Annotated in this window: 11 protein-coding genes; 3 read left to right on the top strand and 8 right to left on the bottom strand. The window is 62.2% G+C overall.

Annotation, left to right across the window (positions count from 1 at the left end):
* Positions 1-88: 88 nt before the first annotated feature.
* The 4 genes from VKT51_00135 to hrcA are packed head-to-tail and all read right to left on the bottom strand — an operon-like array spanning position 89 to position 3,991.
* Positions 89-820 (bottom strand): 16S rRNA (uracil(1498)-N(3))-methyltransferase, encoded by a 732-nt coding sequence (locus VKT51_00135; protein HLJ82564.1) that lies wholly within the window; start codon positions 818-820, stop codon positions 89-91.
* Positions 820-1,710 (bottom strand): 50S ribosomal protein L11 methyltransferase, encoded by an 891-nt coding sequence (locus VKT51_00130; protein ID HLJ82563.1) that lies wholly within the window; start codon positions 1,708-1,710, stop codon positions 820-822. The genes VKT51_00135 and VKT51_00130 overlap by 1 nt, the downstream gene beginning before the upstream one ends.
* Entirely contained in the window at positions 1,707-2,834 is a 1,128-nt protein-coding gene (dnaJ, locus tag VKT51_00125; GenBank protein HLJ82562.1) for a molecular chaperone DnaJ, read from the bottom strand. Before dnaJ ends, VKT51_00130 begins: the two co-directional genes overlap by 4 nt.
* Before the next feature lie 29 nt (positions 2,835-2,863).
* Complete coding sequence (gene hrcA, locus VKT51_00120) at positions 2,864-3,991, bottom strand: heat-inducible transcriptional repressor HrcA (GenBank protein HLJ82561.1); 1,128 nt, start codon at positions 3,989-3,991, stop codon at positions 2,864-2,866.
* Between the two features lie 83 nt (positions 3,992-4,074).
* Between hrcA and VKT51_00115 the strand changes: the two genes are divergently transcribed.
* A complete protein-coding gene (locus tag VKT51_00115) occupies positions 4,075-4,860 on the top strand; it encodes an SDR family oxidoreductase (GenBank protein HLJ82560.1) in 786 nt (261 codons plus the stop codon).
* Positions 4,861-5,024: 164 nt separating this feature from the next.
* Here VKT51_00115 and VKT51_00110 read toward each other — a convergent pair whose 3' ends face one another.
* Positions 5,025-7,166, bottom strand: a complete 2,142-nt coding sequence (locus tag VKT51_00110; GenBank protein HLJ82559.1) for a DUF5916 domain-containing protein — start codon at positions 7,164-7,166, stop codon at positions 5,025-5,027.
* A 188-nt stretch (positions 7,167-7,354) separates the two neighbouring features.
* Here VKT51_00110 and mscL point away from each other — a divergent pair, with 188 nt between their 5' ends.
* Positions 7,355-7,765 carry a large conductance mechanosensitive channel protein MscL gene (gene mscL, locus VKT51_00105; protein ID HLJ82558.1) on the top strand — a complete coding sequence of 137 codons (411 nt, stop codon included), beginning with the start codon at positions 7,355-7,357 and terminating at the stop codon, positions 7,763-7,765.
* Here the strand turns inward: mscL and VKT51_00100 are convergent.
* Positions 7,762-9,711, bottom strand: coding sequence for an ATP-dependent DNA helicase (locus tag VKT51_00100; GenBank protein ID HLJ82557.1), 1,950 nt, complete (start codon positions 9,709-9,711; stop codon positions 7,762-7,764). The two genes, mscL and VKT51_00100, sit on opposite strands and share 4 nt — an antisense overlap.
* 43 nt (positions 9,712-9,754) lie before the next feature.
* Complete coding sequence (locus tag VKT51_00095) at positions 9,755-9,955, bottom strand: hypothetical protein (GenBank protein HLJ82556.1); 201 nt, start codon at positions 9,953-9,955, stop codon at positions 9,755-9,757.
* A gap of 206 nt (positions 9,956-10,161) precedes the next feature.
* Between VKT51_00095 and VKT51_00090 the strand changes: the two genes are divergently transcribed.
* Positions 10,162-11,610, top strand: a complete 1,449-nt coding sequence (locus VKT51_00090) for a hypothetical protein (protein ID HLJ82555.1) — start codon at positions 10,162-10,164, stop codon at positions 11,608-11,610.
* Between the two features lie 29 nt (positions 11,611-11,639).
* On the opposite strand, the gene VKT51_00085 is transcribed toward VKT51_00090, so the two are convergent.
* A complete protein-coding gene (locus tag VKT51_00085) occupies positions 11,640-12,989 on the bottom strand; it encodes an alkaline phosphatase family protein (protein ID HLJ82554.1) in 1,350 nt (449 codons plus the stop codon).
* Positions 12,990-13,150: the final 161 nt, after the last annotated feature.

Below are 13,150 nucleotides of genomic sequence, written 5' to 3'. Positions count from 1 at the left end.
GTGAGTTTGGTTTCTGTCCCGGGATGCGTATCCCCCGCTTGCCGTCCCCATGCTGAGCCGGCTTGCGCGGACCCTTCCTGACAGATGTTCACCACCAGCCGAGGCCGGACGCGACGGCTGCAAGCAACGCTGCGGCGGCTGTTTCCGTGCGCAGTATTGTTGGCCCAAGCGACACCGGTGTTGCGCCGCGAACGGTCGCGCGCTCAACATCTTCCGTAGTCAAGCCGCCCTCAGGTCCCACGGCGATCACGATAGGCGTTCCGGCTATGTAGCGCTCGAGTGCGGGACCCAACATCGCGCGATCGGCGTTCTCATCTGCGAGAAGCGTAAGGCTACTCGCTGGGAACGAGGAGCATGCGTGCGACCATGTGATGGGCTCATCGACGCTCGGAATGACGCGACGGCGCGACTGCATCGCTGCAGCGCGCGCGATTCGACGCCAGCGTTCCACCTTGTTCGCGCTGCCCGCCGTCTCGGAGCGCGAAAAGATCACGGGCACGATTCTGACGGCGCCAAGCTCAACGGTCTTCTCGACGACCTCGTCGAACTTCGCGCCTTTGGTCAACGCTTGCAAGATCGTGACCTTAGCCGGTAGTTCGCCGCTCTGCAGCACGGACGGCTGTCGCGCGACAACCGAAACTCTATGACCGTCGACGCTTGCGAACTCTGCATCCCATGCCACGCCCTCGGCGATCAGAATCAGTGCTTCGCCAACCCGACATCGCAATACAGTAGAGGCATGCCGCGCATCGTCGGGATTGAGCTCCACCGGCACACCGGCAACGATGTCCGAAGCGGCGAAGTATCTCGGCCCTTGCATCACGGCTTTTGGTGCACGAAGGCGGACCACTCGCCCGCGCGCCGATCGCCGACGCGTCGCAATCCTTGCGCGGCAAATGCCGCGAGCACATCGTTTCGTCCTGCGCGATGTATCCCGGCTGAGATGAGCACGCCGTCGTGCTTGAGCGATGCGGCGAGCGCCGAGGCAAGTCCGACAAGCGCGTCAGCGGTGATGTTCGCCGTCACGATCGGCGCCTTTGGGAATGTCGCCGGGGGACCGTCGGAGCGACGAACACTTATCGCTTCCACGCCGTTCACCTTGAAATTCGCGCGGGTCGCGGCGACGGCGATCGGGTCGACGTCGCACGCGAACACCCGCGCACCGCACAGCGCGGCTGCGATGCCCAAGATCCCCGATCCGCATCCGATGTCAAGCATGGCGCTTCGCGGGCGGACATATTCTAAGACGAACTGCAGCGCCGCTCGCGTGGTCGGATGTTGACCGGTTCCAAACGCCATGCCCGGATCTAGGCGAAGCGTCCGTGCCTTACCCGGTGCGGCAAAAGCTTTCTCCCACGACGGCGCGATATACCAGCCGGGCGCTATGCGAAATGGTTTATAGAACTGCTTCCACGATTCGGCCCAATCTTCGTCGCGCATCGTCACCGGCGAATCGACGACGACGTCGCGCAGGAGCGCAGCGGCCGACGCCTCGCGGACGGCGCGCGTCACCGCACGGGCGATACCGACGGACGCGTTGCCGGGTACATAGGCGGAAACTTTCGCTCGTGAAAGCGGCGGCGCATCGTCACCGCCTTCCTCCACGCTCACGCGGACTCCAGTCGCGGCTTGAAGCACCGCGGATGCGGCTTCGATGTCTGTCGCAGCAACGGAGAGGGAGAACCGGCGCCAGTCGGTCCGGGTGCTCAAGCGCCGCCGAACGCGCCTTTGATCTTTGAGATGAATCCCTTGTCATCCACGACGTCGCCGCCGGCGCGCGCGAACTCTTGCAGCAGTTCTTTCTGCTTCCCGGTCAGCTTCGTCGGCACGCGCAAGCCGACATCGACCAACAGATCGCCGCGACTGCCGCTTCGGTTCTTCGGCAGGCCCCGACCGGCGATGCGGAACGTCGCGCCGGGTTGCGTTCCGGGCGTCACGTCGAGCGTCGCGGGTCCGTCCAACGCGTCGATTTCGAGCTTCGCACCGAGGACGGCTTGCGTGAACGAGATCGTCGTCTCGCAACGCAAGTCGGCGCCGGCGCGCTCGAAGATATCATGCTCTTTGATATGGAAATAGACGTAGAGATCTCCCGCTGCCGCGCCGCGTTCGCCCGCTTCGCCTTGGCTTGCGAAGCGCATGCGATTGCCGGCTTCAACCCCTGGCGGGATCTTGATCGTGACGCGGCGCCGGGATTCGCGCCGGCCTTTTCCGCCGCACGACTTGCATGGATCCGCGATGACATGACCGGTACCGCCGCAGCGCACGCACGGCGCCGACGTCACGAACTGGCCCAACGGCGTATTTCGGACGGCCCGCAATTGCCCGCTGCCGCCGCAATCGCGACATGTCACGGGCTTTGCCTTCGAGGCAGACCCCGTAGAGGCACATGCATCGCATGGTCCGAGATGGTCGAACGAGATCTCGCGTTCAGCCCCGCGCAGCACTTCTTCGAGCGTGATCTCGAGGTCGTAGCGCAAGTCGGCGCCCGGCTGCGGTCCGCTCGATCGGCGCTGGCCGCCGGCCGCAGCGTTGAAGAACATGTCGAAGATGTCGCCGATGCCGTCGCCGCCGAAGCCGAATCCCCCGGGCCCGCTGGTCGCGCCGTTGCCGATCGTGCCGAAGTGGTCGTACTGCGACCGCTTGGCGGGGTCGGAGAGCACTTCGTACGCCTGATTGATCTGCTTGAACTTGGCTTCTGCGCCCGATTTGTCGCCGCCGCGGGCGACGTCGGGGTGATAGCGCCGCGCCAGCGCTCGATAGGCTTTTTTTATCTCGTCGTCCGATGCGCCGCGCGCCACGCCGAGAACCTCATAGAGGTCATGTCGGGCCGGCACGAATCAATTCACCGCGTTGCTGAGCGCCGTCATTCGAGCGACTCGCCTTCGAACAGCGTGTGCAGACTGGTCGCCATGCAATTCATCAACGCGATGAGACGAGCGTACTGCATCCGGCGCGGTCCGAGAACGCCGACGGCGCCGACGTTTCGGTCGCCGACGCGATACGGCACCGCGACGACGCTGCACTCGCTCATATCCGCGTTGCCGAGCTCATGCCCGATACTGACGGTTGCTCCCTCGCTATCCAGCGAATGCTGCAGGAGATCGTAGAGCGTGCGCTGTTCCTCGAGGAGGTCGAGGATCGCGCGCAGTTTTCTCAAGTCGCGGAATTCTTGCTGGTCGAGCAAGTTGTGCGCCCCGCCGGCGAAGAGCCGCCGTTGGAGCGGCGCTCCGCTCTTCACGGTGAAGAGCTCGGCGAGCACGCGCGTCACTTCTGGCGGCAAGGGAGCTTCCGCGTTCAGCGACCGCAAGTTCCCGATCGTGATGTCCGAGAGCATGCGCCCCGCAAGATGGCGGTTCAAGACGTCGCACGCATGCGTCAACTGATCCGCCGTCACATCCGATTCGGTTTCAATCGTCGTCTGCGCGGCTAGCCCGAAATCTGTCACAAGAACTATGTGGACCGTGCGCGAGCCGACCCAGATGAGCTGGACGTGCTTGAAGACCTGGCTCTTCAGGCGCGGCGCGATCGCAAATGCGATGTTGCGCGTGACGCTGGAGAGTACGTGCGACGCATGTTCGACCACTGTGTCTAACTGGCGGCTTGCACGACGCACTTCCTGATTGATGCGTTCAGCATCTTCGGGCGTGAGCGACTCGGGAAGCATGAGCCGGTCCACATAGTATCGATAGCCGAGGTCCGACGGCACGCGACCCGCTGATGTGTGCGGTTGATCGAGATAGCCTTCTTCTTCTAGGCTCGCCATTTCAGCGCGAACAGTCGCCGGACTGACACCGAGGTTGTATTTCTGCGTCAGCGTTGCGGAGCCGACCGGTTCGCCCGTCGCGATATACTCGTAGACTATCGTGCCCAAGATGGACGTCTTACGTTTATCCAGCGGCGCATTCTCGTCGATGACGAAATTCGCGCCCTGGCCCAATGGGGCCGCACCCTTCAGGCTCTTCGCGGTGCCGCGTTCTCCAGATCGTGTCATTAGCAGTCTTCTAGTTCGAGTGCCAAACGCGCACGCCCTCTTGCCTCGCAGGGCGGCCTGTTGTCCCACCGGAACCGGGCGGCGTGGAATCTTCCTTAACTGTATCGTCCGCGCCGACCGCTCTCGTGACCGGAAGTGCTACAGGCCTTATGCGCGGCGTCTGCGTTTCGCTTGGCCGGCGCGGCTATCGCATCGCCTGCAACTATCGGCCGGAGCGCGGCGAGGCCGACGACACACTTGCGTTTCTCCGGGGGTTCGGCATCGAAGCGGCCGCTTTTTCTGCCGATGTCGCGGATGCCGAGCAAGCGGAAAGTCTTGTCCAAACTGTCGTCGATCGTCTAGGCCGGCTCGACGTGCTCGTGTGCGGGGCGGGGCCGATGGTCGTGCGAGACCTGCACGCGACGGAGATGGCGGACTACCGGGCTATGATCGACGGCAACCTCACATCGGTATATGCGTGCTCGCGCGCGGCGTTAAAACCGATGCGCTCGCAGCATCACGGCCGCATCATCACGTTCGGCATGACCGGAAGCGAAACGACGCAAGGCTTCCGCCATCTGAGCGCGTACGCGGCGGCGAAAGCTGCCGTCGTCGCATTCACGAAGTCGATCGCGCTCGAAGAAGGCCCGTTCGGCATCACGTGCAACGCGATCTGCATCGGCGATATCCGCGACAAGACGGCCGATCGCGCGACGGCACTCGAACGGCGCGAGTACCGCAATCCCACGACGCGCCCCGGAAGCTGGCAAGACATCGGCGATGCGGTCGCATACCTCGCCAGCGACGACGCATCGTTTGTCAATGGCGCCGTGCTCACGGTCGGCGGCGGCTGGCAGGGCTTCTTCGCCGACTATTCGCGTTGGCCGTGATGTGGGGCGCGCCTTTACGGCGCGCCGGCCATGAGGTAGGGCGCGCCTTTACGGCGCGCCGGCCATGAGGTAGGGCGCGCCTTTACGGCGCGCCGGCCATGATGTAGGGCGCGCCTTTACGGCGCGCCGGCGGACCGTAAAGGTCCGCCCTACATCGTCGGAGCTTAGGTTCCTTTTTCCGCGCCGAAGTAGTGGACGAATTTCACGATGAGCGCCGGCAACGTCGCGAGTTGATTCGGGTCGCCGTAGACGACGTACAGTTCATCCGCGCCGACGCGCCTGTGGAACGCGACCGAGACATTTGACGCGTCCGTATACCCGCAGGCTGCGCTCAGCGGCATCTGCCTGCATGTGGTCGGCGGAAAGAGCAGCTCCGGCGCCGTGCCGATGATGCGGCGCAGACCGACGGCGAGCGCGGAACTCGAGTTGAACTGATAGGTGAATGTGGCTCGCTCCAGCCACTGCACGTTTTTCACGCTGGGCAGCATCCTGCTTGGAATTTCATCCGTCGTGTCGTTCGTGTTATCGGCTTCCAGCGCAAGCGTGCCGCGCGGCGTGACACGCAGCGTCGTCAAGCGCGTCGTGGTCCGCAAGAAGCCCGGCCCGAAGCGGCCGATGTTGTAGCTGATGGACGATGGCGTCGACGTGGCGCTCCCGTGACTCAGCGCAGCTCCGTTCTGATCGATCATGGAACCGTAGCCGTTGGAGAGCAACAAGTATTGATAGCCCGACGACATCGCCAACGTATACTGCGTCTTTGTATTGATCGTCAGGTTCGTGAATGCGTCGGCGAGATTGAGGGCGCCGGCGCCGTTCTTGAAGTGCTCTATATCCTGTGACAACGTATAGCTTTGGATGAAGCTCGTCGGGGCGTTGTCAAATTCGTGGTTGACGAAAAGCGTGGGGCCATGGATGTCGCTGATCTGCTGCAGCCCATCGGGCGGCGCGTACTGCGGACCAATGTCGTGATATGCGGGAAAGAATCCGGTTTTTTGCGAGAACAGATTCAAACCCCATTCGTTGTAGTGCCCGAGCGTGGGCGCGGTGACGCCCGAACCGGTCTCGCCGCCCGTCGTGGCATACACGCTGAAGTTATGATGGTTGCCCACGGTAAGCTGGTAGATCGAGGTGGTATCGGACAGCCCCGGTGACAGCGTTGAGAACCTGAGCACGTTGAGGATATCGCGCCGGTCGGCGGTCGTGTATATCAGCGTTTGCGCGTTATCGCTGCGGCCATTCACGCCGAGCGCGTCAAAGCCCGCAAATTGCGCTTGACCCTGCACGCCTTCCACGGCGTAACCCTGCTGTGGTGTCGGGATCGACGGCGTGTAGAGGAACGGCACATCGTAGCAGTCGTTGCAATTGAAATTGTTGTAGAAGTTCAGACCCTGCGTGAAGAACGGCCGTACCTCGGTGTATTGGCGCGAAAACGCGGTCGGCGATATCGTCTGCTGATCCTGATCGACGTTGGAATAGTCCGGGTAGAGCGAACTGAAGAACGAGGCGGTATTCGTGATCGGCAACGCGATGTCGGCGCCCACGCGCGCGCGATTGCCGTTTGCGCCGGCCGAGCCTATCTGGCCGAGCGTGTACAAGCCGAGCCGCGGTTTCGTCCGGGTGCTCCCCGTCGCGACCGTCATACCAGTGAGAAAACCGGTGAAACTGACGCTGTCGGTACTGCGCTGCGCGCCGTCGTGCGCCCATTCGAAGGTCTGACCCGTCACGTGCAACGTGCGATCGAATTGCAAGCGCCACGTGGAACGGCCGTCACCGCGCATCACGTTCATAGGGATCTGCTCGGTGACGATATAGCCGTCCGCGCTTCGGGTTGCGACCGCGGTCCAGTGCGGAGCGAACGACGAATTCTCACCCGAATATTCGTTGCGCGTACCGAGCGGATTCGCTGCGAAGAAATACTCGAAGCCGTTTTCGCCGCTAGGCCACAAATACACGCGCACGGCGTCATCCGCGCTCAGCGAGCTGTCGTTCGTATGATTGGTCGCAGTGATCGGTTCGGATTGCTTCGCGACGAACGCGACGTACAGACTCGTTTTGTCCGCCAGGAGGTAGACGTCGGTCGGCTCTGACGCCGGGCGGCGGAATTGATAATCCCACGTCATCTGGATGTGGGTCGCCTTTTGCCAGAGCGGATCGTTCAATGTGCCGTCGATCTTCGGGCTTGTGTCCGCGCGACTTACGGCCACCGCAAACGCCGGGGGGTCGGCGGCAAGCGCGACACCGGTCCGGCTTAAGCCGATCATTGCGAGCGTCAGGCACGCAAGGAGGCTGAAGCGAAATAGATGCATAGCGACGGCTCCGAGCGACAATGGCATTATAACTAATGAATTAGTTATACGCGGGTTCGTCACCTTTTTTGCACGCATCGCCCGTCTGATTTCCCGGTCTGAAGGGGCCGACGCCAGCCGGCTTCTTCCATCTCCAAGCGAAGGTTAGCCCGTCACAAGCCCGAACGGCGGCGCGGGGGGACACTCAGATGAACGATTTCAAACAATTCTTGTTGCGCGGCAATGTCGTGGATTTAGCCGTCGGCGTGGTCATCGGCGCGGCATTCGGCACGGTAGTGGCCGCGCTCGTCAAAGACTTCATCACGCCGCTCGTGGCGGCGCTTGCGGGTCAGCCGGATTTTTCGGCGATCTCCTTCACAATCAACAACAGCCGCTTCGCGGTGGGAGACTTTCTGAACGCGGTCATCGCGTTCGTGCTGGTCGCCCTCGCGGTCTTCTTCTTCGTCGTCAAGCCGATCAATTTTCTCGTCGCTCGTTCGCGCAAAGAGCCGCCGGCCGACCCGACGACGACGAAGTGCGGCGAATGTTTGAGCGAAATCCCGATCGGTGCGCGCCGTTGCGCATTTTGCACGTCGCCTGTGACCGTTACCCCCGGCTAAGCGCTCAATCTCGCGTGCACGGTCGCAAGATCGTGCACGCGGGTGGCCGGCGGCAGCGCGCTCACGATGCGTCGACCGTAGACCATCGTCTCGAGCCGGCCGTCGAGGACGCACATCAATCCGGTATCGGTGGCGCTGCGAATGAGGCGACCGAGCCCTTGTTTCAATCGTAAAACGGCCGCAGGGACCATCAGCTCGTCGAACGCGTCGCCGCCGGCTTCGCGCACCGCGACGCCCCGCGCAAGCAATACAGGATCATCCGGCGGCGGGAACGGAATTCGATCGACGATGACGCACGACAGCGCTTCGCCGACGACGTCCACCCCTTCCCAGAACGACGCGGTGGCGAAGAGCACTGGATTGCGCTGCGCTCGAAACCACTCAAGAATCCGCCCCTTTGGCATGTCACCCTGCGTGAGCGACGGATAGGGGATCGCCGGCGCAACCGCAGCGGCGACGGCGCGCATCACCGCGTGCGACGTGAAGAGTACGAATGCTCGTCCGGCCGTGGCGTGCAGGACGTCGATCACCACACGCACCGCATCGCGCGCAAAATCGGCGCTTTTCGGATTCAACCGCTCCGGGGGCAGATAGAGCATGGCCTGGCGAGCATGATCGAAGGGCGAGTCAACGACGACCTCGTCGACCAGCGCATCGGTGAGCCCGAGTTGACGGCGCAGATATGAAAAGTCCTGACCTGTCGCGATCGTCGCCGATGTGAGCACGACGCAAGCCGTCTTGTCGAACAACCGCTCGCGCAATATCGGTGCGACGGAGAATGGTGCTGACACAGCGGCGTAGTCGCCGCCGCGCGCATCACCGACGCGTTCGGCCCACGAGATCCATTCGTTTCCGACAAGCCGAATGCGCTCGATGGCCAAGGTCTGAGAAACGACTGCCTGCACGAGCAGATCGCGGCGCCGCTCGAGCGCTTCTTCTTCCATGTTCGGATAGCGTGACGCGGTGCGCCAGTTCGACGCCAACCAGTTCTCAGTTCTGTAGAACGCTCGCTGCAGCGGGTCGAGGAGCTCCATCGCGAGATCGTTGTCGTGCAGCGAGTAACGCGACCGCGACCCGGCGGCGAGTGCGCGGGTGAATTCTTCGATCGCTTGCGCCAGCTCCGCGTCGAGCGTTTCGTCTATATGATAATGGCGCGCCATCTTGCGCCGCAGTCGCCCCACCGACGCGCGCGATATGGATGCGGAAAAAGCCGCCGTCGCCCAGTCGTCGATCTGGTGCGCCTCATCCAAAATCGCATGATCGAACGGCGGTATAAGGCCGCCGCCCAGCGCGAGGTTGGCGAAGAAGAGCGCGTGGTTGACCACCACGATATCCGCATAGCGCGCCGCCTCGCGCGCATGCATATGGAAGCAGCGCTCGGGGCCGAAGAACTCGCATGCTTCCATGATGCAATCGTCCACATCGGTGTCGAGTTCGCTCCACAGCCTGAACGGCGGCTCAAAATCGAGCTCGGCCTTGTCGCCGGTGTCCGTGCGCGCCGCCCACTGGAAGATGCGCTGTTCGTCGTTGGATCGCGCGAGGGTCAGCTGTCGCTGGAGTTGGCCGGCCTTATCCTTGCAGAGATAGTTCGTCCGACCCTTGAGCTGAACCACGCGCGCCGAACTTCGCAGCGCGCGCAGCACGAGCGGGATGTCTTTGTTCACGAGCTGCTCTTGCAGAGCGATCGTCGCCGTGGAGATCACAACGCGCTGCTCGCCGAGCACCGCAGGGATGAGATAGCCGACTGATTTGCCGGTGCCGGTGCCGGCTTCCGCCATCACGTGGACGTTTTCCAACATCCCGCGCTGCACGCGTTTGGCGTAGGTGATCTGCGCCGGCCGGTGCTCGTAGCCGGGCAGAGCACGTGCGATCAGCCCACCCGGACCGAGCGCGTCCTCGATCGTGTAGGAGCCCGCCTCGCGGTTGCCCAGATCATCAATGCTCAAAGGCTGCCTGCGGTGTCAAGCAAAAAGCGACTCGTACCCATTTTCACGTGTTTTCGTCTTCCCATGCTTTTCGCTGCGCTCGTTTACGCGCGGCCGCACGCTCCTGCTCGAGCCGCGATTTTGATACTTGGGCGTGACTATTCACGGGCAGCGCAGGCCGTTGCGCGCGCCGGCGCTGGACCTCGATTTTCTCCTGTATCGCGCGAAGCCGGGCAGGCGTCGCGGTCTTCTTCTTGCGAGCCATCGCGTTCTTTCTTACATCGAGCAGCGGCGGGCTCCCGCGGGTCTCGCACGCGCCGCTTGCCCTCTCCACATCATTACCGAGCGATCACGGTTGCCTTATGCAAGGCGTGAATATGCGCCTGCGAGAACACTCGCCCCCCGCAGTGATTATCACGGCGTCAACTACTTGTGCAATTGCTCGTATCCAACCGATCGGCGAGGACCGTCATGACTGACGCAAACATCGACCTTCTCAGCGTCACGAAAAGCGTGGCAGAAACCGATCGGCGAAGGGCGCTCGTCGAAGATGAGCTCACGCAGGCTCAGTCCGTCGTCGAATCGCTGAAAGCCCGGAGCACGGCGCTCAGCGAGTCCGTGCTGGAACTGCAGCGAAATCTTGACGCGACGAAGGCTCTGAAGGCCCGTGAGGATTCGGAGCTCTCTGCGATCGCGGAAAAGCGCGCGCGCGCGGTCGCTGAGCTCACCGAACTGACGCGCACTGTCGACGGGTTGCGCGATGCGAGCGAGCGCGATGCTTCGAAGATCGGAGCGAGCTTGGATGACGCGCGCTCGCAGATCGTGACCATCGAGTCCAACGTGAACGCGGCAAGAGACGGCGCCGCTTCGGCCACAGAAACTATTGCGTCGCTGCGGAGCAACGTCATGGAAGCGCGTGCACGGGCCGATGCGCTAGACGCACTGATCGCGAAGGCCGAGGAGACGGCCGCGGCGGCGTTCGCCGGGACGAAGATATTGCTCGATCGCCTCGGCGCGGCGCGTTCTGCGCTGGACGTGGCGTCGGGCCGAAAGGAAGAGACCGAGGCTGCGTGTTCGGCTCTTGCGGCGATCAGCAATGCCTTACACGCCAAGACGAACGACGCTGAAATGTCCATGCGGGCGATCGACCGTTTGATCGCAGAGCAGGATGCGCAGACCGCATCGCTTGCCGAACGTTCCGCCGCGATCGGCAGACTCGTCGGCCAGGCTGACATGGCGAACGGCAGCGCCAAGACGGCGCCACAGGACGACACTTCGACAAAGACCGAACCCAACGAGCGATTCGCCGATGCGCTCTATTCTGTCGCCGTGCTCGCGCACACTCGGCTGCTCGCGCAAGACGAAGCGGACCACCTAAGTCTAGAATTACGCTCCGATCTCGGCGATGCCGTGCTGCGCGAATCGTGGTCGAAAACCGTCGCAAAACCTCAGTCTTTCGCGCACCGGCTGATCTTCGCGGAAGTGCTTCGCGCTGTGGGGGACGTCAAAGCGGCAGTCGTGTATTACGAGCAAGCCGCGTTTGCGAAGAACGCGCATCCGATCGTCCGCTATCTCGTTGCCCTCGCCTACATCAGGATGGATCTGCTCGACCGCGGCGTGCGCGTCATGCAGGCGCTTGCACGCGACCGCGGGGGCCGTTCGCTGAGCCACATCCTCGAGGCGCTGCGGTTGGAACAAGCCGGTCGAGCCGACGAAGCGGTAGTCGCGCTCACAGACGTCCTATCGACGAAGGGTCTTCCGAAGTGGGAGAACGATGAGACGCTGCGGCAGCTCGGACGGATGCACGAGCGAAATCACAACGAATTCGCCGCGCGCTCCTGCTACGAACAGATCGAGGCAAACGGACCGAGTTTAGTCGACGCGCGCGCGCTCATCCGCGCGCTGCGCCGACCGGCCTAAGCGGCCAACCGCATCTTGCCGCCGCGCGATCAGTAGTTCTGATCGCCCGTGTCGTCGTCCGGATTGGTGCGATCGTCCGGCATCGCAAGCAGCTGCGCGGCAGTCATCGGCGCTTTGATAGCCTTAAACGGCCTCGGCTTCAAGTTGAAGTTGAACATGTCGGTCAAATCGTCGGCGCGAGAGTCCACATTGGTAAGCGCCGGCAAGCCGTAGTCCTCTTCGACGAAATGCAGCACGCTGCCGAATTCGTGCATCTTGTGGCTCACAAAGCCCGCTTTTACGACGTACGGCGATACCACGACGAGCGGCACGCGGAACCCCGGTCCCATGACATCGAGCATCGGGGTGAACGCGTGGTCATACCACCCTCCCCACTCGTCCCAAGTGATAAATATCGCTGTGCTCGACCAATAAGAAGACCCACCAACCGCGTTGACGATCGACGAGACCCACGATGGCCCGCAAATGTCTTTCGGGCTCCCGGCGTGGTCCGAACACAACTCAGTCGGCGTCACGATCGAGTATGATTTGAGATTTCCAGACGAGATGTCTTTGAGAATGTTCGACGACGGGGAAGAGACGTGGGTGACCCAATCCGGGCCGTAGCGTATGTGCTTGATAGCGTCAAACTCGGAGAAATTTCCGCCCCCTGAGCCGATCGCGGACGCATATGCTGTCCACGTTATACCCGCCGTATCCAGCTCATCGCCGATCGTCTGATAGTCAAAGCAGGGGAAGACTTTCTTCAGTGTCTTGCCGTTGAGCGGGTTCAAGATCCGCGTCGTTGTATCGGGAGACGAGTCACATCCCCAGATCTCGCGCGTCATACCCTCGGGATTCGTGTACGCCATTGCGGACTGTCCGGCGATCATATATTGGTGTTCGATGTAACTCTCCGAAGCGCTTGAACCAAAAAACGCGTCGGCAAACGCGAATTGATTCGCCATATCGCAGTAGGGCTGCACGTCGGACTGCTGGACGTACTGATACGGGTTGAGTCCTGCACCGCCGGTTTTCTTCGGATACGTGATGCTCGACTCCAAGTCAAAGCCGTTCATTCCCCCTGAGTTGTAGTCCACGAAATACGTGGCGCGCGAATGCGGCAGATCTTTCGGCGTGCCAAGGGGCGTGGGTGTCAGGGGCACGACCGTGCCGTCGTGCAGCGTCCCCGTGGTGGCGATGTCTGCTTTGCCGACGAGACAATGGAACAAGTTATCCGGGGTTCTATTTTCTTGCATGATGACGATGATGTGCTGAATGGGGAACGCCGTCGTGGCGCGATGCACGGAAGAGATAGCGTGGACATGTTGAGGTGCCGGTAGAGCGGTGGACGAAGCCCCGCACCCTGCAAGCAAAAGAACGCCGAGCAGTCTTTTCATTTCAACCCTCTTTGCATCGCTAAATTGTTTCGAGTCACTGCAGGCGCGCAGGCTGGCGCGGTTCATCGGCTTCAATGGCCCGTTTATAGTGCTTATAGTGTAGGACGGATGCTACTTCAGGCCCTTCGGCCCACCCGGAGTTGTAGGTGGTACTGCGGACC

This window comes from Candidatus Eremiobacteraceae bacterium, from assembly GCA_035295225.1.
Classification (GTDB): Bacteria; Vulcanimicrobiota; Vulcanimicrobiia; order Eremiobacterales; family Eremiobacteraceae; genus JABCYQ01.
This window is presented reverse-complemented; position numbering and strand designations above follow the sequence as displayed.